This is a genomic window from Kitasatospora griseola, from assembly GCF_014648555.1.
In the GTDB taxonomy this organism is placed as follows: Bacteria; Actinomycetota; Actinomycetes; order Streptomycetales; family Streptomycetaceae; genus Kitasatospora; species Kitasatospora griseola.
Window position 1 is genome coordinate 38,355 of sequence record NZ_BMRI01000022.1, and the last position, 21,420, is coordinate 59,774.

Here is a 21,420-nt window from a genome sequence, read left to right on the forward strand (position 1 = left end):
TCGTTCGCCCGCGGCGGATCACAGGTGCAGCTCGCCGAAGTCCTCGAACCGGAACTCCGGTGCGGTCAGCGACTGTTCGGCCCAGATGACCTTGCCCCGGGCCGAGTACCTGGTCCCCCACCGTTCGGCCGTCTGCGCCACCAGGAACAGGCCCCGGCCGCCCTCGTCCGTGGTGGCGGCGTAGCGCAGGTGCGGGGCGGTGCTGCTGCCGTCCGAGACCTCGTGGACGAGGCTGCTGTCGCGCAGCATGCGGACCCGGATCGGCTCGGTGCCGTAGCGGATGGCGTTGGTGATCAGCTCGCTGAGGATCAGTTCGGCGGTGAAGGACAGGTCCTCCAGTCCCCAGGCGGACAGTCGGTCGGCGCACTCCTTCCGGATGCGTGACACCGAGGCGAAGTCGAGCGGCACGTCCCAGCCGGCCACCTGGTCGGGCTCCAGCAGCCGGGTGCGCGCGACGAGGAGCGCGATGTCGTCGGTGGGGCGCGGCGGCACCAGCGCGTCGGACACGGCCTGGCAGATGTCGTCCGGGGAGCGCCGGACGTCGGCGCCGGCCAGGGAGCGGCGCAGTGCCTCCAGCCCGGTTCCCAGGTCGCGGTCGCGGTTCTCGACCAGCCCGTCGGTGTAGAGCACCAGGGCGGTTCCGGGGGCCAGCCGCAGCTCGGTGGTTTCGAAGGGCAGCCCGCCCACGCCGAGCGGCGGCCCGGCCGGCAGGTCGACGAACTCGGCGCTGCCGTCGGGCTCCACCAGCACCGGCGGTGGATGTCCGGCCCGCGCCATGGTGCACTCGCCGGACGTCGGATCGTAGATCGCGTACAGGCACGTGGCGCCCGTGACGGCCGCCCGCTCGCCCCGACTCCCCGTGTCCCGCTCTTCCCCGGCGGTCTCCGCCTGGTCGAGGCGGGTGACCAGTTCGTCGAGGCGGGCGAGCAGCTCGTCCGGGGGCAGGTCGAGGGCGGAGAGGTTGAGGACGGCCGTGCGCAGGCGGCCCATGGTGGCGGCGGCGTGCAGGCCGTGGCCGACGACGTCCCCGACGACGAGCGCGACGCGGAAGCCGGGCAGCGGAACGACGTCGAACCAGTCCCCTCCCACCCCGTGCAGCGCCGGCAGGTAGCGGTAGGCCGCCTCCAGGGCGCTCTGCTCGGGCAGTGCTCCGGGCAGCAGGCTGCGCTGCAGCGCCTCGGCCATCGTGCGCTCGCGGGTGTACCGGCGGGCGTTGTCGAGGCAGACCGCCGCGCGGGCGGCCAGCTCGTCGGCGAAGGAGAGGTCGTCCTCCTCGAACGGTGGCGACCCCGCCCGCCAGAAGTGGACCGTGCCCAGGGTCGTGCCACGTGCCCGAAGGGGTGCGCAGATCAGCGAGTGGACCCCGTACGAGAGCACCCGGTCGGCCGCCTCCTGTCCGGGCGCCCGCCAGTCGTCGGACCCGCGCAGGTCGGCGACGAGCATGGCGCGCCCGGTCTCCAGCGTGGTCTCCTCCGGCGTGCCGGGGCGCGGATCGAGCCGCGAGCCGACCGGGAGGAACGGCCCGTCCTCGCCGACGCCGCCGACCGCGACGCGGCGGATCTGCGGGCCCTGCGCGGTGCCCGGGTCCGGGGGTTCCTCACCGTTCAGCACGGGATCGGCCAGCTCGACCGTGGCGAAGTCCGCGAAACCGGGAACGGCCACCTCGGCCAGCTCCTGCGCGGTCCGCACGACGTCCAGGGTGGTGCCGACCCGCAGCCCGGCGTCGTAGAGCAGTTGCAGTCTGGCCCGCGCGGTCTCGGCCTGCCCGGCCAGTGCCCGCAGTTCGGTGGTGTCGCGGACGGTCGCGACGCTGCCCGGCTCTCCGCCGAACGGTGCGGTGGGGCGGTTGTTGACGGCGAGCAGCCTGTCCCCGGCCCGGTGCACCTCGTCGGTGGCGGCCCGCCCGGACGCCAGCAGCTCGGCCAGCGCGGGGGCGAGCCCGAGTTCGGAAACGGCCCGTCCCTCCACCTCGGGCGGCAGTTCGAGCAGCCGGCGGGCCTCGTCGTTGGCCAGCAGCACCCGTCCGTCCCCGCCGACGATCAGCACACCCTCGCGGACGGCGTGCAGCACCGCGTCGTGGTGCTCGTACATTCGCGTCATCTCGGCCGGGCCCAGGCCGTGCGTCTGGCGTCGCAACCGCCGCCGGGCCAGCGCCGCCCCGCCCGTGCCGACCGCGAGCGCGGCCGCCGCACCGCCGATCAGGATCGGCAGCTGCCGGCCCACCGCGCTGCCCACGTGGGCGACGGTGATTCCGACCTGGACCACGCCGGCGACCGAGCCGTCCGGCCGGTGGATCGGCGCGCCGGACTCGACGACCCGTCCGACGGGCGTCCGGAAGCTGTCGGTGGTCGGCCCGGCGAGGGCGTGCTCGAACGGGCCGATGACGTGCTTCCCGATCAGGTCGGGGCTCTGGGCCGAGTAGCGGATCCCGGCCGGGTTGGCGAACACCACGTAGTCGACGGCACCCTCCTGCACGACCTTGTCCGCCAACGGCTGCAGCACCGCGGTCGGATCGGGACCGTCCATCGCGCTCACCACGCCGGGGGCCTGCGACAGGGCGACGGCCGCGACGCGGGTGCGGCCCGCGGCCTCACCGGTGGCGGACCGCCGGGCCTGCAGCACGAGCGCCGCCAGCGCCGCGCCGACCAGCAGCAGCACGACCACCAGCAGAACCACGAACACCTGCCCGGCGACGGTGCGCACCCGCAGCCGCGAGCCCAGCCCGCCGCGGGCGGATCGCTGTCCGTCCGACCCGCCCGGTCCAGCACCCCGAGCGGCATCGCCGTCCGCTGCATTCATCCAGGCCATCCCCGCACGTCCGGGTCTCAGCTCTCTCCACGCTGCCACTCCGCCCGATGTCGCGCACAGCGGGGGAATCACCAGAGGTCCGACGAGGACGCCGACCAGGTGCGAGCCGAGGGTGCTCCGCGCAGCGGGGAGCCTCAGTCCCGGATCAGCTGGGCGCGCAGGTGGACCGGGCCCTCGACGGGGTGCGGCACGGGCGAACCAGCAGGTGGCGGTTGTTCTGTTCGAGACCTGTCACAGCGGCTGCCGGTCCGGGACAGGGGCCGTCAGGCCGTTGCGGCTGGGACCGGTGGCGGCACGATCAGGGACCGTCGGTCCCTGGGCCGCTTCGCCCGGCCGGTCGAGGATCTCTTTCGACGGACGACAACCGTCACCGCGTCCCGTCCCGTCCTCCCAGCCCATGGCCCAAGGAGTCAGATCATGTCCGCGCCCGACCGTGCAAGACCAGCAGCCGAGCCACCCGCGCAGGGGAACAAGACCTTCGGACTGCCTGCGGCGACCGCGCTGGTGGTCGGCAGCATCATCGGTACCGGGGTGTTCGCGCTGCCGTCCGCGCTCGCGCCCTACGGGCCGATCGCGCTGGTCGCGTTCGTGCTGGTGACCGTCGGGGCGCTGGCGCTGGCGGTGACCTTCGGGCGGCTGTCGGAGCGGGTGCCGGGCAGTGGCGGGCCGTATGTCTACGCCCGGGAGGCGTTCGGCGAGTTCGCCGGCTTCCTCACCGCGTGGTCCTACTGGATCACCGCCTGGGCCGGCAACGCGGCGATCGTGGTCGCCTGGGTCGGCTATGTCGAGGTGTTCGTCAACAAGGGCCACCACACCGGGGCGTCGATCGCAATCGCGCTGGTCGGCCTGTGGGTGCCGGCGATCGTCAACCTGACCGGGGTGCGAAACATCGGCGCCTTCCAGGTGGTCACCACGGTGCTGAAGTTCCTGCCGCTGGGGTTCATGGCCACGGCCGGCCTGCTCTTCGTCAAGGCGGGCAACTTCGGCGCCTTCAACGCGAGCGGCGGCTCCGCCATGGGCGCGATCTCTGCGGCGGGCGCGATCGCGCTGTTCAGCTACATCGGACTGGAGACCGCCTCGGTGGCGGCCGGGCGGGTGCGCGACCCACGGCGCAACGTGCCGAGGGCGACCGTGTACGGCACGCTGGCCTGCGCCGCGATCTACCTGCTCGGCACCCTGGCCGTCTTCGGCGCCGTGCCGCACGACCAACTCACCTCCTCCAGTGCGCCGTTCACCGACGCCCTGAACAACATCGCGGGCGGCCACTGGGCCGGCAACCTGGTCGCCGTCGCGGCGATCATCTCCGGGATCGGCGCGCTCAACGGCTGGACGATGATCTGCGCGGAGATGCCGATGGCGGCGGCCCGCGACGGCCTCTTCCCGCCCGTGTTCGCCGCCACCAGGGGGCGTGGCGAGGTGCCGGCCTTCGGCATCGTCTCGGCGACCGTGCTCGCCTCGGTACTGACCGTGTTCAGCTACACCCGCTTCACCAAGGTGTTCACCGAGATCGTGCTGCTGAGCGTGCTGACCGCGGTGATCCCGTACCTGGTCTCGGCGGCCGCGCAGCTCTACTGGCTGGTGCAGCACGGCCGCGAGCAGCTCGACCGACGGCGGCTGGTCAAGGACGTCACCGTCACGCTGCTCGCCCTCGCCTTCTCCTACTGGTCGATCCAGGGCAGCGGCTACCAGACCGTCTACTACGGCCTGTTCACCGTTCTGCTCGGCATCCCCGCCTACATCTGGGTGGAGCGTCCGCACCACGGCGCCGCCGCCGCGGCCGAACCCACGGCCGTGCCCGGTCCGGCCGCCGCGGCCGACCCGGCCGAGGCGTCGCCGCTGCCGTAGGCGGCCCGCCCTCCTGCGCCGCGCATCACCCGCACTGAAAACCCCCGCAGTACTGACCACCCCCTTGAGAGGAGAACCTCCATGTCCACCCTGCGTGTCGATTCCGAGGCCGGCCGCCTGCACCAGGTGATCCTGCACCGCCCGGGCCTGGAACTGTCCCGGCTCACCCCGCGCAACGTCGACGAGCTGCTCTTCGACGACATCCTGTGGGCCAAGCGCGCCCGCGAGGAGCACGACGCCTTCGCGCAGGTGCTGCGCGACCACGGCGTGCGCGTCCACCACTACGCCCGGCTGCTCGCCGAGACCCTGGAACTCCCGCAGGCCCGGACCTGGTTGCTCGGTCAGGTCGTCAACCCCGCCGCCGTCGGCCCGGCGCTGGTCGACCCGCTGCTCGAACTGTGCGCGGACCTGGACGCCGAGACCCTGGCGGAGTACCTGATCGGCGGTGTCCTCAAGGACGATCTGCCGCTGCACAGCCCGCACAGCCTGGTCTGGCACACCGTCGGCAACCAGGACTTCGCCCTGCCGCCGCTGCCCAACCACCTCTTCCCCCGCGACAACTCCTGCTGGATCGGCGCGCGTTACAGCCTCAACCCGATGGCGAAGCCGGCCCGCCGACGGGAGACCCTGCACACCGCAGCGATCTACCGCTTCCACCCGCTGTTCTCCGAGACCGCCCCGCCGCTGCTCGACGGCACCACCACGCCGAGCGGGCTGAGCCTGGAGGGCGGCGACGTCCACGTCCTCGCCCCCGGCGTGGTCATGGTCGGGATGGGCGAGCGCACCACCCCGCAGGCCGTCGAGACCATCGCCCAGCAGCTCTTCCTGACCAACACCGCGCACCGGCTGATCGCCGTCCGACTGCCCGCCAGCCGGGCGTTCATGCACCTGGACACGGTGATGACGATGATCGACCGGGACACCTTCACCCTCTACCCGGGCCTGGCCGACCAGCTGCGCTCCTGGACCCTCACCCCGGCCCCCGAGCGGGCCGCCGGCTTCGACGTACGAGCCGACACCGACCTCGCCGCCTCGCTCGCCGAGGCCCTCGGCCTGGACAAGATCCGCTTCCTGTCCGCCGACCAGGACGTGCGGGCCGCCGAGCGCGAGCAGTGGGACGACGGCACCAACTTCCTCACCCTCGAACCCGGGGTCGTCGTCGGCTACGAACGCAACACCACCACCAACACCTACCTGCGCAAGCAGGGCATCGAGATCGTCACCATCGCCGGTTCGGAGCTCGGCCGCGGCCGCGGCGGCGCGCGCTGCATGAGCTGCCCGATCCAGCGCGACCCCGCCAACTGACCACCACCACGAAAGAGTTCATCATGAACATCGACCTGAACGGCCGCCACTGGCTGCGCGAGCTCGACTTCACCGCCGCCGAGATCCACCACCTGCTCGACCTCGCCGCCGAACTGAAGGCCGCGAAGCGGGCAGGCACCGAAACGCCGCGGCTGACCGGCCGCAGGATCGCCCTGATCTTCGAGAAGGCCTCCACCCGCACCCGCTGCGCCTTCGAGGTCGCCGCCGCCGACCAGGGCGCCACCACCACCTACCTGGGCCCGGACGGTTCGCACATCGGCCACAAGGAGAGCATCGCCGACACCGCCCGGGTCCTCGGCCGGATGTACGACGGCATCGAGTACCGCGGCTTCGCCCAGCAGACCGTCACCGACCTCGCCCACCACGCCGGCGTACCGGTCTTCAACGGCCTGACCGACCAGTGCCACCCCACCCAGAGCCTGTGCGACGTGTTCACCATGCGCGAGCACAGCGGGAAGCCGGTGCAGGAGATCTCCTTCTGCTACCTCGGTGACGCCCGCAACAACACCGCCAACTCCCTTCTCATGATGGGAAGTCTGCTCGGCATGGACGTGCGCGTCGCCGCTCCGCGCGAGCTGTGGCCCGCCCCGGCGCTCGTCGACGAGTGCCGGCGGCTCGCCCGGGACAGCGGCGCCCGGATCACCCTCAGCGACGAGGTCGAAGAGGCCGTACGCGGGGCGGACTACCTGTACACCGACGTGTGGGTGTCGATGGGCGAGAACCATGCCCAGTGGCCCGAGCGGATCGCCCAGCTACTGCCGTACCAGGTCAACGCCAAGACGCTGGCAGCGACCGGCAACCCGGACACCGCCTTCCTGCACTGCCTGCCCGCCCTGCACGACCGCCGCACCGACCTCGGCGCCGAACTCGCCGAGGAACACGGGCTCGACGGCCTCGAAGTCACCGACGAGGTCTTCGAGTCGCCGGCCTCGCTGGTCTTCGACCAGGCCGAGAACCGCATGCACACCATCAAGGCGATCCTGGTCGCCACCCTGGGGAGGGACTGACCATGCGCATCGTCGCCGCCCTCGGTGGAAACGCCCTGCTCCAGCGGGGCGAACACCCTGACGCCGTCGTCCAGCAGCACCACGTCCACGAGGCCGGCCGCTCGCTCGCCGAACTCGCGCTCGCCGGCCACGAGGTGGTGATCACCCACGGCAACGGGCCGCAGATCGGCCTCCTCGCCGTGGAGAGCGAGACCGACCCGGCGCTGAGCGCGCCCTACCCGCTCGACGTGCTCGGGGCGCAGACCCAGGGCATGATCGGCACCCTGCTGGCCCGGGAACTCGCCGGCCGGCTGCCCGGCCGAGCGGTCACCGCCCTGGTGACCCACACCGAGGTCGACCCCGGTGACCCCGCCTTCGGCCTGCCGGACAAGTTCATCGGCGGCCAACTGACCGAGGAGCAGGCCCGGTCGATGGAGCGCGAGCGCGGGTGGAGCTGTGCCCGGGACGGCGAGCGGCTGCGGCGGGTGGTGCCGTCGCCGCTGCCCCGGGAGATCGTGGAAGTGTCGGCCATCCGCACGCTGCTGGCGACCGGGACGGTGGTGATCGCGGCCGGCGGTGGCGGCGTCCCGGTGGTCCGCAACCCCGACACCGGCCTGCTGCGCGGCGTCGAGGCCGTCGTCGACAAGGACCGCACCGCCGCCCTGCTCGCCGAACGGCTGGACGCCGACGCCCTCTTGATCCTCACCGACGTCACCCACGTCTTCCGCGGCTTCGGCACCCTCCGGCCCAGGCCGGTCACCAGCGCCACCCCCGAGCAGCTGCGCGGACTCGACCTGCCGGCCGGATCGATGCGCCCCAAGGCCGAGGCGGTTGCCGAATTCGTCGAACACACCGGCAGGTCGGCCGCCATCGGGCCGCTGGACGACGCGCTCGGCACGCTCCTCGGCACCACCGGCACCACCTGCCGGACCGCCCCGGAAGCCGCGAAGCCGGAACCCAGGGCCCTGCCGACGACCCCTTCGGCCCAAGGCCGTGCCGAAGCGCACCCAGCAGTCTGAAGCCACCACATCACTCCCGCGTCACGAGGCGCAGGTGACACCCGGCACCCGCAGGCGCACGACCGCGCGGCAACGAACCGGGGACGGCCCCGTCGCCGAACCGCATCTCGGGCTCACGGCCCCGTCCAGTGCCTGATCACGACACCTGCCTGCCGCGGGATTTCCCGATGAGCGACGTACTTCTGCGGCCTTGATCACGGGACATGACCGCCGTCGGTCCCTCGGCAGGCCGGAACACTCGTGACGCGTTGCACGAGGGCATGACCTCTCGTCCAACGCGTCACGGACACCAACCCCTCGCCGACCCCGACGACGACCGCGCAACCCGCTCGGCGGGATCACCCGCACCGCGCGACTTGCTGACACTGTCGTGCCCCCACGGCATATCCGGTCGTGCAGCCGGGGGGTCTTCTTCCGCTGAAGAACGCCCCGGACAAGCGTGTCCACCTGGCGCGGAGCGCTCCAGGCGGCCGCTACGCACCTCTCCGAACGGGCCGTTCCGGTGGTTCCGGCTCGCCGTATCCGCCGCCGCCCGGGGTCTCGACCTCCAGGACGTCGTCCGGTTCGACGTGCACGGTCGCGAAGCCGGCCAGTGGCTCGACCGTGCCGTCCCGGCGCAGCAGCCGGTTGGAGCCGAGGGCACCGGGTGCGCCGCCGGCCATGCCGTACGGGGGGACGCGGCGGTGGCTCGACAGGATGCTGACCGTCATCGGCTCGCGGAAGCGGATCCGCCGCACCACGCCGTCACCGCCCCGATGGCGGCCTGTTCCGCCGCTGCCGGACCGGACGGCGAACTCGTCGAGGAGGACGGGCAGTCGCCACTCCAGGACTTCCGGGTCGGTCAGCCGTGAGTTGGTCATGTGGGTCTGGACGGCGGTGGCTCCGTCGAAGTCGGGGCCCGCGCCGGCGCCGGAGGCGATGGTTTCGTAGTACTGGTGGCGGTCGTTGCCGAGGGTGAGGTTGTTCATCGTGCCGGACCCTTCGGCCTGGAGGCCGAGGGCGGCGTAGAGCGCGCCGGTGACGGCCTGTGAGGTCTCGACGTTGCCGGCGGCGACGGCGGCCGGCGGGCGTGGGGCGAGCATCGAGCCGGGTGGGACGACGATCCGCAGCGGGCGCAGGCAGCCGTCGTTGAGCGGGATGTCGTCGGCCACCAGGGTGCGGAAGACGTACAGCACCGCGGCGTTCACCACGGCGGACGGCGCGTTGAGGTTGCTGTCGAGTTGGGCCGAGGTGCCGGTGAAGTCCACGGTGGCGGTGCGCCGGCGGCGGTCGACCCGGATCCGTACCGCGATCACCGCGCCGGTGTCGGTCTCGTACCGGTAGGAGCCGTCGGCGAGTTCGCCGATCGCCTCGCGCACTGCCCGTTCGGCGTTGTCCTGCACGTGCCGCATGTAGGCCTGGACCACGTCGAGTCCGAACTGCTCGACCATCGCGTTGACTTCGTCGATTCCCTTGCGGTTGGCGGCGATCTGGGCCCGCAGGTCGGCGAGGTTGGTGGCCGGGTCGCGCGAGGGGTGGGGCGCGTCGGTGAGCAGGCGCAGCGTCTCGGCCTCGCGGAGCCGGCCGTCCGCCACCAGCAGCCAGTTGTCGAACAGGACGCCTTCCTGCTCGATCTCCCGGCTGGTCGCCGGCATCGAGCCGGGGGTGATCCCGCCGATCTCGGCGTGGTGCCCGCGGGAGGCGACGAAGAACAGGATCTCGCGGCCGGCCGGGTCGAAGACCGGGGTGACGACGGTGATGTCGGGCAGGTGGGTGCCGCCGTGGTAGGGGTCGTTGACGGCGTAGGAGTCGCCCGGCCGCATCTCCGGCCCGCGGCGGCGGAGCACTTCCTTGACGGTGGTGCCCATCGAGCCCAGGTGCACCGGGATGTGCGGGGCGTTGGCGACCAGGTTGCCCTCCGGATCGAACAGTGCACAGGAGAAGTCCAGTCGCTCCTTGATGTTGACGGACTGGGCGGTCGACTCCAGCCGGGCTCCCATCTGCTGCGCGATCGCCATGAAGAGGTTGTTGAACACCTCCAGCAGCACCGGGTCTGCCTCGGCGGTGACTGCGGGCCCGGCCCGGTCGGCGATCTGCTCGATCTGCAGGTGGCCGGCGGGGGTGACGGTGGCGCGCCAGCCGTCGTCCACCACCGTGGTGGCACCGGCCTCGGCGATCACGGCCGGCCCGGTGACGGTGTCGGCCGGGCGCAGCCACTCGCGTTTCAGCAGCGGCACCTCGCGCCACTGGCCGCCGGTGGCCATCCGGACGGCGGGGAGCTCGGCAGGTCCGTTCCGGTGGACCTGCGGCGCGCCCAGGTCCGGTTGCTCGGTGAGGCCGGTGGCCTCCACCGCGAGGGCTTCGACGACGATCGGACGGTCCATCAGGAAGGAGTAGGTGGCCCGGTGCCGCTCCTTGAACTCCCTTTCCATGTCATGGAGTTCGCCGAGAGCGACATCCAGGGTCGTGTCGGTGCCGTGGTACCGCAGCCGGGCCCGGCGGGCCAGCCGGATCCGGTCCGGCGCGATCCCCTGCTCACGCAGCTCGGACGTGGCGCCCGCCGCCAGTTCCTCGGACAGCGCGCGCAGGTCCGCCATGGCCTCGGCCTCCAACCGGCGTTCGACGGCGTGCTCGCGCAGCACGGTGGTGTCGGCCAGGCCGATGCCGAGTGCGGAGAGCACCCCGGCCATCGGCGGGACCAGCACCGTGCGGATGCCGAGCGCCTCGGCAACCATGCAGGCGTGTTGGCCGCCGGCGCCGCCGAAGGTGGTCAGCGCATACCTGGTGACGTCGTGGCCCTGCTGCACCGAGATCCGTTTGATCGCGTTGGCGATGTTGCCGACCGCGATCCGCAGAAAGCCTTCCGCGGCCTGTTCCGGCGAGCAACCCGTCCCCGAGTCCGCGGTGATCCGGTCGGCCAGGGCGGTGAATTGACGGCGGACCAGGTCGAGGTCGGGCGGCTGGTCGCCGTCCGGCCCGAGGACGCGTGGGAAGTGCTCGGCCTGGATCCGGCCGAGCAGCAGGTTGGCGTCGGTGACGGTGAGCGGCCCGCCCCGCCGGTAGCAGGCGGGGCCGGGGTCGGCGCCGGCCGAGTCCGGGCCGACCCGCAGCCGCCCGCCCTCGAAGCGCAGCACCGAGCCGCCACCGGCCGCCACCGTACGGATCGCCAGCATCGGCGCCCGCAGCCGCACGCCGGCTACCTCGGTGGTCACCACCCGCTCGAACTCGCCCGCGTAGTGCGACACATCGGTGGACGTGCCGCCCATGTCGAAGCCGATCACCCGCTCGAATCCGGCCAGTCGGGACATCCGCACCATGCCGACGATGCCGCCGGCCGGGCCGGACAGGATCGCGTCCTTGCCGCGGAAGTGGCCGGCCGCGGCGAGACCGCCGTTGGACTGCATGAACATCACCGGCACACCGCTCAACTCCCCTTCCACCTGCCGGACATAGCGCCGCAGGCCGGGCGAGAGGTAGGCGTCGGCCACGGCCGTGTCGCCGCGCGGCACCAGTCTCATCAGCGGACTCGCCTCGCTGGACAGCGACACCTGGCCGAAGCCGAGCCGCTCGGCCAGCCGGCCGATCTCCCGCTCGTGCGCGGGGTGAAGGTAGCTGTGCAGGCAGAGCACCGCGAGCGCGCCGATGCCGTCCCTGCGGCACTGGCGCAGCTCCGCTTCGAGCCGGTCCAGGTCGAGCCGGCGCAGTACCGTGCCGTCGGCGGTGATCCGCTCGTCCACCTCGATCACCCGGGCGTACAGCGGTTCGGGGAGGGTGATCTCCCGGGCGAAGATCTGCGGGCGGTTCTGGTAGCCGATCCGCAGCGCGTCAGCGAAGCCACGGGTCACCACCAGGGCGGTCGGTTCACCCGCTCGCTCCAGCAGGGCGTTGGTGGCCACCGTGGTACCCATCCGCACCGAGTCGATTCGCTCGTCGCCGGACGGGAGCAGGGCCCGGATGCCGGCGACCGCCGCGTCGCGGTAGCGGGCCGGGTCGTGCGAGAGCAGCTTGCGGGTCAGCAGCCGGCCGTCGGGCGCCAGCGCGACCACGTCCGTGAAGGTGCCGCCGCGGTCCACCCAGAACTGCCAGCCCCGGCCGGGCATTTCGGCCCCTTCCGCCGCCTCGGGACGCAGGTTCGGCGGGCCACGCCCGACGGCGCCCCTCGTCGAGTATCCGCCCGGAGGAGCCGGGGTCGCAAACAAGGACATACTGAACATACGGCCAGTCCCGGAGGACGGTGAGACGCACATGGAGACCGGAGCACCCCGGACCGTCGGCGTTTTCCGGGAGACCGTGCCGGGCGAGCGACGGGTGGCCCTGGTGCCCGACGTGGTTCCCGCCGTCGGACGGCTCGGGCTGACGGTCCTGATCGAGCCCGGCACCGGCGCCCAGGCCTGGCTGCATGACGAGGCGTACCTCGCGGCCGGAGCCGAACTCGCCCGACACGGCGAGCTGTTGCACCGTGCCGACGTACTCCTCGGGGTGCATCCGCCGGCCCTCGACCGACTGCACGACCTGCGCCCCGGGCAGCTGCTGATCGCGCTCCTGCGCCCCACCGCGATCCCCCGCCCGGTGGGGCAGTGGGCCGACCGGGGGGTCACCGCGATCGGCCTCGACCTGGCGGACACCCGGCTGCCCGAGGCCCGTCCGATGGACGCCACGACGTCCCAGGCGCGGATCGCCGGCTACCGGGCGGTGCTGCTCGCGGCCGAACGGCTGGGCCGGTGCCTGCCACCGTGGGGCACGGCGGACACGGCGTTCGAGCCGGTCCGGACGCTGGTGGTCGGCGCCGGGCCCGAGGGGCTCCAGGCCGTCGACACCGCCCGCCGCCTCGGCTCCCGCGTACAGGTCGTCGAACTGCGCCGCCAGGAGCGGGCTCAGGCCGTCGCGCTCGGTGCCGAGCTGGTGGCCCTGCCCGGGTTCGACCCGGTGGCCGGCGACCTGGAACTGGGCGAGGCGCTGGCGCACCGCCGCTCCGCGCTGGGCGAGGTGCTCGCGGCCGTCGTGCCCCGCTACGACCTCGTGGTGACCGCACTCGACGTGCCCGGCGGGGAGCCGCCGATGCTGCTGCGCACCGACGAGGTGGCGGCCATGCGCCCCGGGTCGGTCCTGGTCGACCTGACGGCCGGGCCCGCCCACGTCCCCGCCCCCACGGACAGCTGGGCGCAGGGCAACCTTGAGTGCGCCCGGCCGGGCGCCACGACGCTGGTCGGCGACGGGGTGATCGTCATCGGCGCCGGTGAGCTCGCCGCCCAAGTCCCCGGGACGGCCTCGGAGGCGTACGCGCACAACGTGCTGGCGTTGCTGACCCACCTGACCCGGCGCGACGGGCTCCGCGTCGATCCGACCGATCCGGTGCAGGACGCCATGGTGGTGACCCACCACGGAGCCGTCCGACATGCCGCGACGCGGCGACTGCTCGCCGACGCGACGGCGGCCGCCGGTCCGCCTCCGCCTTAGCTTCGGCCCTGCCGCCTTAGCTTCGACCCCGTCCTGGCGACGAGGGGCCGGTGAACAGCAGGGCGTACCGCCCGATCGCACCGGCGTGCTCCGCGCACTGCTGGTAGTGCCCGGACAGCAGGACCAGGTCGGCGGCGGTGCCGAGGTCGACCGGAGCCTCTGCCGCGAGCAGCCTCTCGTACAACAGGCGCTGCCGCCGGGCCGTCTCGGGCATGTCCGACAGCAGGTCCGCGACGGCCTCCGGTGCGGCCTGCTCCAGGACGTCGGCCGCCCGGCCGACCAAGCCGACGGCCGCATCGGCGATGGCTCGCAGGCTCGTGAGCAGCTGCTCCGGAAACGGCTCGCGGTCCTGCTGCCGTGCCCAGGCCACCTCCAGCAGCCGTTCGGCGAGCACCCCCAGCCACTCCACCTCGCGGCCCACCTGAACGCCGGCCACCACGGCTCGCACCCCCGCGGGCGCGGCACCCGCGTCCTCCTCGATCCGTCCACGGAGTTCCGCCAGCGCCTTCTCCGACCGCACCACCCCGTCCGCCGCCCCGACCTCGGCCGTCAGCGCCGCGGTCGCCCCGTCCAGCGCCTCTGCGGCGAGCCGGACCAGATCCGCCAACTCGCCGACAAAAGCCCGCAGTTCACCAACACCGGTATCCGACATCGGTCGGCTCCCGTCTCGCTCGGAACACCGCGCCCGCCCGCTCGGCCACGTCGCGCAGCCCCTCCCCGACAGTCTCCTCCCGCCGACCGCCCGGCAACCACCCCTGGCGACAGCCGCGAGGCGCGACCGTCACGCTCCACGTCCAGCCGACCACTCCACGCGAAAGCACCGCGGCGCTCGGCGGTTCGCTTCCGGTCAGGCGAGGAGCATGGCGAAGCGCCGGAAAGGACGCAGGTACGAGGCGACATCTGCCGTTCCGGTCCGTCGCGGGTCGGCACCTGCCTCACGGACGAGCTCCGGTCCGGGCCACGGCGCGCCGACCGTCTTCCCGGACGAGCTGATCGAGCGGGCCGTCGAGGCCGTCCGCGGCGGAGGCCATGGTCGGCGCCACTGCGGAGTGGACGGCTCCGCCTTCCCCCGTCGCTGGTCGCGTCCGGCAGGAATCTCGCCCGGACAGGCGAAACCTGCAAGGTGGGCTCCCTTCGCCGGCATTGTCCGGATCAGGTGGTGGAGGTCGCCTTCCGGTCTCACAGACCTTCCAGCCTCTCAGCCCGACCGCCGACAGACGTCCCGCGCGGCGTCTCCGCTCAACGCCAGGGCCATCCGGTCGAACTCCCTCGCTCGCCCTGCAGGCTTCTTCCCACGATACTCCCGCCGCCCCATCCGGAAACCGGGGGCGAGCGGACCGATCGCTGTCCGGGCGAACCGGCCGACCGCCCGGGGGCCGGACAGGCAGCGGCCCGCCGTCCTCTGATCCACCTGCTGCCGCGTGCCACCGACAACGGGCGCACCCTGCGGACCCCCGGGAGACGGCCGGCTCCGGGGGTTCCGTGCGGCCGGGCACCGTCAGGCCCGTATGAAAATCGCAGCCCGCGCCGTCAAGGTGCCGTAGCGGGCGGCTCCCGCAGGCGGGACCGCGCGGACGATCACGGTGACAGTTCCTCGATCCGCGGAGGTCCCCCCGATGTTCGTCCCGATGGATCCGGCATCCACCGAGGTCCGACCCGAGGTCGGAGCCGAGCAGGCCGCAGCCGTCGAGGAGCGGCACCGGCTCACCGCGTTCGGCGGCCTGGCCGCGCTCTCCCTGGACGCGATGGCCTCGGTGGCGTACGGACCCGAGTCGATCGTGCTGGTGCTGGCAGCGGCCGGCTCGTACGGGCTCGGGTTCACGCTGCCGGTGACGGTGGCGATCGCGGTGCTGCTGGCGGTACTGGTCGCGTCCTACCGGCAGGTGATCGCGGCGTTCCCGGACGGCGGCGGCGCGTACGCGGTGGCGAAGGCCCAGCTGGGGCGGCGCACCGCGCTGGTGGCGGCGGCCTCGCTGGTGGTCGACTACGTGCTGAACGTCGCGGTGTCGGTGACGGCCGGCGTGGCGGCGCTGACCTCCGCGTTCCCGGAACTGTACGGACACCGGGTGTGGCTGTGCCTGGGCGTGCTGGCGGTGGTGACGGCGGTCAACCTGCGCGGCATCGCCGAGTCGGCGCGCTGGTTCATGGCGCCCACGGCGGTGTTCGTCGGCTCGATCCTGGCGGTGATCGCGATCGGCCTGTTCCGGGACGCGCCGGCGTCCACGGCGGCCGCCGCCGGGCACGCCTCCGCGCTTGCCGGCAGTGCGTCGACGGTCGGCGCGCTGCTGCTGCTACGAGCGTTCGCGGCGGGCGGCGGCTGTCCCGACGGCATTGACCCGGTCCGCGGCCGGTGCCAGCCGCCGGCGGAGCAGGTCCGTCGCCTGCCGGAAGGTAGCCGGCGCCTCGTAGCGGCCGAGCTGATCGATGACGGACCGGCCGGACTGCCGGATCGTCTCCGGAGGTCGCCGCCCGCCTCGGTGCGGCGCTGCTCGTACGCATCGAGGGTCTGCCGGCACAGGGCAGTGAAGTCGGGGTCGGCGCCGAACAGCAGCAGGTCGGCGGCCTGAGCGTCCAGCTCGTTCAGCGCGAAGGACAGGTCGGCGGGGCGGACGGCGTGCGGTGCCCCCGATGGCCGATGGCGTCGATGCCGCTGCACGCGCCGCCGAGGACGGGCGCCAGGACGGCGGCAGGACGGCGGCGAGGAGCAGCACCGAGGTGGGAGGCGGTGGCGGTGAGCGCGCGGACCGGGCGCGAGGTGTTCCACCGGGCGCGCAGCAGCCGTGGCGGACGGCGGACGCGCGGCAGTGGCGCCGGCGCGGCCGTTCGCGGTGCCGCCGTCTCCCCCGAGACGGCGGTGCCCGGTCGAACTGTCGTGCCGTGCGCGCCCGAGGCCGCGCGTCCCCCTTATCCCCTCTGGCCGCCGGAATTCGGCCCCGGTCACTGACCGGGGTGTTGGGTTTCCGGCCCGCGGCCCGCCCGATCCTCGTCGGATCGGGGCGAGCCGCTGTCCGGAAGAGACATTACGGCGACGGGTGGCCGATCCTGGCTGCCCTGACGGCGCCCTGACGTGCGGACAGCGGATGCTGACGGATCATTAGCGCGGTCTGCGACGCAGCAGGCGGCCGTCAGCCGGTCGAGGCCGCCGACCGTGCGGGGTGACAGCCCGTCCGTGAGGCAATCGCACGCTCCGTCCCCGGGTCCGACGGCCACCACTGCCACCGGGCGCGGCCGCGTTCCAGCTGCAGCTCGGGCTTGGGCACCACCAGTCCCGGCACGCGGCCTGGCTGACGCAGTGGGCCGTGACCGAGGGGCGCATGCCGCGGCGCAGTCATCCCGCCCGGGTCACTCCCACCGCCAGGAGGTCGCCGGGGTCGTCGGGGAGCACCGTCCGCCGCCACGAACTCCACTTCACCGCCGCAGCAAGGGAATTGATTACCCCGGACACTGGATCTGTGGATTCGGCTCGGTGCCGCCTCGATGCCTTGCCCGGCATCCGATGCTCCGGATCATCCCGAAAAAGTTTGCCATTCCTTCCAGTGCTGGACACGCAACCTGTTGCTGAGCAGTCAGAGGTTTCGAGCAGGATCGACTGCCACCGCTCCTCAAGTACTCGGCCTGGTGCGCCACTTGGGGCGCGGCTGCAGTCGGTGCCTGCCGGCGACGACGAGTCGGAAATTGACTCGCTGTCGGGAAGTCCGGGCAGGCCACGCCGTTCCCGCCGCTCGATCGCCCACCTGCCGGCGCCCGGACGGCCGACTGGGTTCGTTGGCCCCACGATTCCGCCGCTCCCCCAGGAGAAGATCGTGAACTTGCACAGGAACCTCGCCGGCATGGCCGCCTTCGCAGCAATCGCCGCCGCGGGCCTCACCACCGCAGCACCGGCCAACGCGGCCGGCCCCCAGGCAAGTCACAGCACCACCCCGGGAAGCCCCACCACTGCGGGCACGCTCCTGCCCGCCAACATCAGCTACACGACCATCGTCCAGTACGCGACAGGTCACTGCCTGGACGGGAACAGCGCCGGAAGTGTCTACGAGTCGCCCTGCGGGCCCTCGGACAACCCCTACCAGCGGTGGAACATCACCCTGGACGCCACGGGCAAGTACACCGTGGTCCAGTACGCGACCAACCGCTGCCTGGACAGCAACGGCGCCGGAGCTGTCTGCACCTCGGTCTGCGGGCCGTCCGACAATCCCTACCAGCACTGGCGCCAGGGCCCGTTCAACAGCGCGAGCTTCCAGAACGCGGCTACGGGTCGACTCCTGGACGGGAACGGTTCGAGCGTCTACGCATCCGTCCCCTCCAACTCCGACAACCCGTACCAGATCTGGACCGACGTATAGCCGATGCCCGTGTGCCGCCCGCCCATCACCCGGGCGGCACACGCCTCGCCCGATCGCGGACGACCCCGACTCGGCTTCCCTTGCGCGTGATTGCCTCGCGCGCCCGTCCCTCGGACATGACGGTGCGCCGACCGCCGAGGCGGCCTGACCGTCCGGCTCGCCGCCCGCGCCCCGGCGGCGGCGCCCGGCGTCTCGTCTGGCGTCTTCTCGCTCGATCAGCCCTTGGCGGGAATGTAGTAGGGGCGGTTGTGGGCGGCCACGGGAGCCGACTGGTAGGTCCAGACGCCGGCGGCGCGGGAGCCGGCGAGGAGGTCGGTGAGGTGGCGGCCGACGCCGTCGGCGGGGTCGGTGACGGTGAGTCGGATCCGAGCGCGGGTGGTGTCGTCGAGCAGGTGGTACTGGTAGGGCTGGTAGACGTTCATCGGACCGGCGAGCAGGCCGCCCACCGGGTCGGTGCCGTAGCCGGTGATGGGGGTGTTGTTGACGGGCTCGGGGGTCAGGCCGGTCAGGTCGGCCTCGAAGGAGAACAGGGCACGGTCCTGGCGGTCGATGCCGGTACGGTCCTCGGTGAATCCGGCCTGTCGGCAGGTGACCGACCAAGTCCGGTGGTGCGTCGGGCCGTTGAGGGAGGGCATGGTGGTCTCGAACCACGCCGGGTACTTGGGTTCGGCGTAGAGCCTGCGGCCGGCGTCGATGGCGAGCGGGTTGTCGCACAGGACGTGGATGCGGGCGATGCCCAGGAGTTTGGTCTGGTCGAAGCCCCGCGCGTACTGCTCGTAGTCGACCTCCGGCAGGCGGCCGACGGCGCCTGCGGGGTGGGCGACGATGTTGACCTCGATCTCCTGGGTGATGCCGCCGCCGTTCGGGTACTGGGCGAAGTAGAGCTGGTAGTTGAGCGAGACGCAGGCCCGCCCGTCGAAGTCCGCGGCGACCAGGTCGGGGTGGTGCTCGGCGAGGACTTCTCGGACGGGGCCCGGATCGGTCAGCCAGTCGAGGCCGATGTTGTGCAACGCTCCGTAGTGGAACGGCAGTTGGTACGGCGCAGGGACGGGCGGCAGGGGCAGCGGCTGGTCCGGGCTCATCGGCGGTCGGCTCCTCGGAGTACGGGGTCGGCAGGGCCGCCCGGCCCGCGGACGGAGCCGGGGCGGCGGCGGGCGAGCAGGTCGCGGTGGATCTCGTCGCTGCTGCGCAGGGCGAGGGCGGCCATGGTCAGCGAAGGGTTGGAGGTGGCGACGGTGGGCATGCTGCCGCAACCGACGGCGTACAGGTTGGGGTGGTCCCAGCAGCGCTGCCACTCGTCGACCACGGAGGTCGCGGGCGAGTCGCCCATGATGTGGGTGCCCGCCCCGTGCCCGGCGCCCCGGTAGGCGTAGGACCGGCCCTCGTACTCGAAGTGGCCCGGCCAGGCCGGTCCCGCTTCGAAGCGGGTGTGGTCCTCGGCGCCGAGCAGGCCGAAGAGTTGGTCGGAGACGCTCTTCGCGGCGACGATGCCGCGTTTGACGTGGTCGGAAAGGTCGTAGTGGAGCACCGGGCGCGGGTTGCCCAGCGCGTCCCGGTGGCGGGGGTCGATGGTGACCCGGTTGGCCGGGTCGGCGTCCTGTTCCATCTCGAACTGGAACGCGAACTCCCGGCCGATCCGGTCGGCCAGGGTGCGCCGCAGTCGCGGGCCGAACAGGCCGCGGCCGTCCGGGCCGCCGCTGCGCAGGAGTTCGGCGACCCGGCCGTCCGGCGGGCCGAGCGCCCAGCTCCAGCCCCAGTTGCCGATCTCGATCCGGAACGGGGCGCGACGGGCCCTGGCCGCCCCGAAGCGGAAGCCCTCCAGGCCGGAGGTCGAACCGGGGCCCCGGTAGGGGCCGATCTGATGCGGCATCAGTCCCCAGGTCAGCAGAACCGGGTGGTCCATCAGGTTGCGCCCGACCTGGTCACTGCTGTTGGCCGCGCCGGAGGCCAGCAGCAGCCTCGCGTTCTCGATCGCGTGCGCGGCCAGTACGACGAGGTCGGCGTCGGCGGTGTGTGTGCTCACCGATGCGGGAGTGACGGCGCCGTCGCGGCAGGCCCGGTACTCGACACCGGCGGCCCGGCCGTTGCCGGTGATCCGCACCCGGGTCACGACGGCCCGGGTGACCAGGGTGACCGACGGGCCCCACCGGGCCTGGGTCCGCAGGGGCGTGTACTTGGCGCGGGACGGGCAGATCGGCACACAGCTGGCGTGGCCCTGGCACGGCCGCCCGGGGGCCGGCTCCCGGGGGTCGGCGTCCGGGTGGGGCAGTCCGTTGCGGGCGTGCGGCGTGGTGACGACCCGCAGCCGGGTCGGGCCCTGCGCGCCCGGGTCCTGCACCGACCTGCCGTCCAGTGCCTTCGCCATCACCTCGTCCAGGTAGCTGCGCGGGATCGACCGCGTCGGGAACCGGTACCCGTCGGGGAACGGCAGGCCGACGCCCTCACGCTGCTCGTCGACGTCGCCGGCCACCCCGAGCTCCCGTTCGGCGGCCCGATAGTACGGCTCCAGGTCTCCGTAGCCGATCGGCCAGCTCCGGCCGTACCCGAAGTCCGCGGCGCTGAAGTCCTCCGGGTGCATGCGCGGCGCGAGTCCCGTCCAGGCCAGCCCGGTGCCGCCGTTGGCCCGCAGGTATCCGCTGGCGTACGGCAGCGGGCCGCGCTGCACGAAGTACCCGTCCGAGCGGAACCCGCCGCCGGCCTCGCCGACGAGATCCGTCACGTCCGGCGAGGCGATCCAATGACCGGATCGATAAGGAGAGTTGGGCACCTTTGCCAGGGCCGAACGGTAGGACTCCACCGCATCGAGATGGCCCTGCTCGGCATCGGGTGCGCCCTGGCCGGCCTCCAGGACCAGGACTCGCCAGCCCCGCGCACCGAGCTGCCCGGCGACCAGGGATCCGGCGAACCCGGCGCCGACCACGATCACGTCCCAGTGCCGCGCGCCCGGCGCGCTCACCACTGCTCCACCGATGCGGCGTTCGCGTCGCTTGCGGCTCCGAAGGGCGGCGCGGCGGACCAACTGCCGTGCCCCTGCGCCACCGTGCCCGGCGCGTGCCCGTGGAAGGTCCGCCACACCAGGCCTTCGGCGTAGGCGCGCGACGAGACCACGAAGGGCTCCCTGTCCGACAGCCCGGGCCATGCCCCGAGGTACCACAGGTGGGCCACGGCCCGGGCCAACTCCCGTACCGGCTCCCGGAGGAGCTCCGCCGAGCCACCGGCCGCCGCGGCCTCCAGCCGGCCGAGCCGCTCCGCGCCCGCCCGTTCCAGCACCACGGCCCGATAGTCATCCGCCATACCGGTCGCGCGCAGTTCCTCGGCACTGAAGCCGGTCAGCTCCACCGACACCGCGATGAACCGATCGACAGCCACAGTCCGCCCCCATTGATCACCATGCACATGACGCCAATGCCGCCGTGATCCTTCCTCGGGCCGGCCACGATCATGCGCACCCTCGCGAATCGGCCGGATCACACCGCCGCCGGCACACGGCGTGCGCCACGACCCGCGCGCCGCCCCCGCACCCCGCGCGCCCCGACCGGTGTTCACAGGAGAGCCCGGGCCAGGACCCCGCACCGCCGGCGCCGGGAACACCGCCACCAGCCGCGGCCGCCAGCACCAGGGCAAGGAGCACGACACGGGCAAGGCTTCCGGCGGCGA

The 21,420-nt window shown here is 72.9% G+C and carries 12 protein-coding genes and 1 pseudogene; 7 read left to right on the top strand and 6 right to left on the bottom strand.

Annotation, left to right across the window (positions count from 1 at the left end; genetic code table 11):
• Window positions 1–18 precede the first annotated feature (18 nt).
• The gene (locus tag IEZ12_RS24795; protein WP_189274819.1) at window positions 19–2,799 is read right to left on the bottom strand and encodes a SpoIIE family protein phosphatase; all 2,781 of its coding nucleotides are present in this window, start codon (window positions 2,797–2,799) and stop codon (window positions 19–21) included.
• Between the two features lie 426 nt (window positions 2,800–3,225).
• Between IEZ12_RS24795 and IEZ12_RS24800 the strand changes: the two genes are divergently transcribed.
• From IEZ12_RS24800 to IEZ12_RS24815, 4 genes are all read left to right on the top strand, one after another.
• Window positions 3,226–4,653 carry an amino acid permease gene (locus IEZ12_RS24800; protein ID WP_189274821.1) on the top strand — a complete coding sequence of 476 codons (1,428 nt, stop codon included), beginning with the start codon at window positions 3,226–3,228 and terminating at the stop codon, window positions 4,651–4,653.
• 81 nt (window positions 4,654–4,734) lie between these two features.
• Window positions 4,735–5,958, top strand: a complete 1,224-nt coding sequence (locus IEZ12_RS24805) for an arginine deiminase (RefSeq protein ID WP_189274822.1) — start codon at window positions 4,735–4,737, stop codon at window positions 5,956–5,958.
• 23 nt (window positions 5,959–5,981) lie between these two features.
• The gene (argF, locus tag IEZ12_RS24810; protein WP_189274824.1) at window positions 5,982–6,986 is read left to right on the top strand and encodes an ornithine carbamoyltransferase; all 1,005 of its coding nucleotides are present in this window, start codon (window positions 5,982–5,984) and stop codon (window positions 6,984–6,986) included.
• 2 nt (window positions 6,987–6,988) lie between these two features.
• Window positions 6,989–7,984, top strand: coding sequence for a carbamate kinase (locus IEZ12_RS24815; RefSeq protein ID WP_189274826.1), 996 nt, complete (start codon window positions 6,989–6,991; stop codon window positions 7,982–7,984).
• A gap of 473 nt (window positions 7,985–8,457) precedes the next feature.
• On the opposite strand, the gene IEZ12_RS24820 is transcribed toward IEZ12_RS24815, so the two are convergent.
• Window positions 8,458–12,063 (bottom strand): hydantoinase B/oxoprolinase family protein, encoded by a 3,606-nt coding sequence (locus IEZ12_RS24820; protein ID WP_189274828.1) that lies wholly within the window; start codon window positions 12,061–12,063, stop codon window positions 8,458–8,460.
• A 145-nt stretch (window positions 12,064–12,208) separates the two neighbouring features.
• Between IEZ12_RS24820 and IEZ12_RS24825 the strand changes: the two genes are divergently transcribed.
• Window positions 12,209–13,420: a Rossmann-fold NAD(P)-binding domain-containing protein gene (locus tag IEZ12_RS24825; RefSeq protein ID WP_189274830.1), complete on the top strand. Its 1,212-nt coding sequence runs from the start codon at window positions 12,209–12,211 to the stop codon at window positions 13,418–13,420.
• Between the two features lie 16 nt (window positions 13,421–13,436).
• On the opposite strand, the gene IEZ12_RS24830 is transcribed toward IEZ12_RS24825, so the two are convergent.
• The gene (locus IEZ12_RS24830) at window positions 13,437–14,072 is read right to left on the bottom strand and encodes a phosphate signaling complex PhoU family protein (RefSeq protein WP_189274832.1); all 636 of its coding nucleotides are present in this window, start codon (window positions 14,070–14,072) and stop codon (window positions 13,437–13,439) included.
• A gap of 976 nt (window positions 14,073–15,048) precedes the next feature.
• Here IEZ12_RS24830 and IEZ12_RS24835 point away from each other — a divergent pair.
• Together IEZ12_RS24835 and IEZ12_RS24840 are read left to right on the top strand one after the other, a co-directional pair.
• Window positions 15,049–15,733: pseudogene (locus IEZ12_RS24835) on the top strand (APC family permease); the annotation flags it as partial.
• Window positions 15,734–17,223: 1,490 nt separating this feature from the next.
• Entirely contained in the window at window positions 17,224–17,763 is a 540-nt protein-coding gene (locus IEZ12_RS24840) for an RICIN domain-containing protein (protein ID WP_189274834.1), read from the top strand.
• Window positions 17,764–17,978: 215 nt separating this feature from the next.
• Here the strand turns inward: IEZ12_RS24840 and IEZ12_RS24845 are convergent, their stop codons facing one another.
• From IEZ12_RS24845 to IEZ12_RS24855, 3 genes are read right to left on the bottom strand one after another with little or no spacing between them, the layout of a single operon-like run.
• Window positions 17,979–18,845: a hypothetical protein gene (locus tag IEZ12_RS24845; RefSeq protein ID WP_189274836.1), complete on the bottom strand. Its 867-nt coding sequence runs from the start codon at window positions 18,843–18,845 to the stop codon at window positions 17,979–17,981.
• Entirely contained in the window at window positions 18,842–20,719 is a 1,878-nt protein-coding gene (locus IEZ12_RS24850; protein ID WP_189274838.1) for a GMC family oxidoreductase, read from the bottom strand. The genes IEZ12_RS24845 and IEZ12_RS24850 overlap by 4 nt, the downstream gene beginning before the upstream one ends.
• Window positions 20,716–21,132: a hypothetical protein gene (locus tag IEZ12_RS24855; protein ID WP_189274840.1), complete on the bottom strand. Its 417-nt coding sequence runs from the start codon at window positions 21,130–21,132 to the stop codon at window positions 20,716–20,718. Before IEZ12_RS24855 ends, IEZ12_RS24850 begins: the two co-directional genes overlap by 4 nt.
• Between the last annotated feature and the right edge of the window lie 288 nt (window positions 21,133–21,420).

What these genes read in the sequence shown, in the direction of transcription:
- IEZ12_RS24800 (WP_189274821.1), top strand. Translation starts at nt 3,226, where the DNA reads ATGTCCGCGCCCGACCGTGCAAGACCAGCAGCCGAGCCACCCGCGCAG.
- IEZ12_RS24830 (WP_189274832.1), bottom strand. Translation starts at nt 14,072, where the DNA reads ATGTCGGATACCGGTGTTGGTGAACTGCGGGCTTTTGTCGGCGAGTTG.
- IEZ12_RS24795 (WP_189274819.1), bottom strand. Translation starts at nt 2,799, where the DNA reads ATGAATGCAGCGGACGGCGATGCCGCTCGGGGTGCTGGACCGGGCGGG.
- IEZ12_RS24825 (WP_189274830.1), top strand. Translation starts at nt 12,209, where the DNA reads ATGGAGACCGGAGCACCCCGGACCGTCGGCGTTTTCCGGGAGACCGTG.
- argF (WP_189274824.1), top strand. Translation starts at nt 5,982, where the DNA reads ATGAACATCGACCTGAACGGCCGCCACTGGCTGCGCGAGCTCGACTTC.
- IEZ12_RS24815 (WP_189274826.1), top strand. Translation starts at nt 6,989, where the DNA reads ATGCGCATCGTCGCCGCCCTCGGTGGAAACGCCCTGCTCCAGCGGGGC.
- IEZ12_RS24845 (WP_189274836.1), bottom strand. Translation starts at nt 18,845, where the DNA reads ATGAGCCCGGACCAGCCGCTGCCCCTGCCGCCCGTCCCTGCGCCGTAC.
- IEZ12_RS24805 (WP_189274822.1), top strand. Translation starts at nt 4,735, where the DNA reads ATGTCCACCCTGCGTGTCGATTCCGAGGCCGGCCGCCTGCACCAGGTG.
- IEZ12_RS24820 (WP_189274828.1), bottom strand. Translation starts at nt 12,063, where the DNA reads ATGCCCGGCCGGGGCTGGCAGTTCTGGGTGGACCGCGGCGGCACCTTC.